General features: G+C 42.7%; 2 rRNA genes. Both read right to left on the bottom strand.

The annotated features are described in order from the left end of the window. A 23S ribosomal RNA gene (locus tag JK636_RS18500) occupies positions 1-426 on the bottom strand; the annotation flags it as partial. A gap of 309 nt (positions 427-735) precedes the next feature. Further along, positions 736-827: ribosomal RNA gene (locus JK636_RS18495) — 16S ribosomal RNA — on the bottom strand; the annotation flags it as partial.

The raw sequence follows: 827 nt of genomic DNA, 5'->3' as shown, positions 1-827 counted from the left end.
GGTTTCACGTGTCTCGTGGTACTCTGGATCAGTTCTAAAAGCTTCCGTTTTCACTTACGTGGCTATTACACTCTATAGCGGAGCTTTCCAGCTCGCTTCAGTTAACTCCTGCTTTTGTTTATGAACTGTCCTCAACCCCAGCTATAAATAGCTGGTTTGGGCTCTTTCCCTTTCGCTCGCCGCTACTTAGGAAATCGATGTTTCTTTCTCTTCCTCCAGGTACTTAGATGTTTCAGTTCCCTGGGTTACCTTCGTACACCTATTTATTCAGTGCACGATCCACAGTTTTGACTGTAGGGGTTGCCCCATTCGGAAATCTCTGGATCACTGGCTATTTGCGCCTACCCAAAGCTTATCGCAGCTTATCGCGTCCTTCGTCGGCTCCTAGTGCCAAGGCATTCACCATGTGCTCTTCGTAGCTTGACCATTATAATTTTTATAGTTACATCTTCCGATGCAACTTGCGAAATTGTATACCCATTCTAGTTTGTAGTTAGTTTGAGTAACAATTTGATTTGTTTTTAATCTGTGCAATTTTCAAAGAACAATCTCGACTTTCATCGAGTGGAAGAATATATTATCATGCTGACGCATATTGGTCAACAAGAAATTTCTTCCTCTTGAGAAACAAAATGACCACTTAAGGTCACAATTTAGTCTCTCAAAATTAAACAGAGATTAAGGAACCAACAATTACCTAATGTTCAATTAGAACATTTAGGAATTTCTCCATAGAAAGGAGGTGATCCAGCCGCAGGTTCTCCTACGGCTACCTTGTTACGACTTCACCCCAATCGCTACCCCCACCTTCGGCCGCTGCCTCCAAA

The sequence above is a fragment of the Clostridium rhizosphaerae genome (assembly GCF_016765585.1).
GTDB lineage: Bacteria > Bacillota > Clostridia > Clostridiales > Clostridiaceae > Clostridium_AT > Clostridium_AT rhizosphaerae.
The sequence above is the reverse complement of the archived record's forward strand: the minus strand, read 5'-3'. Positions and strand labels throughout refer to the sequence as shown.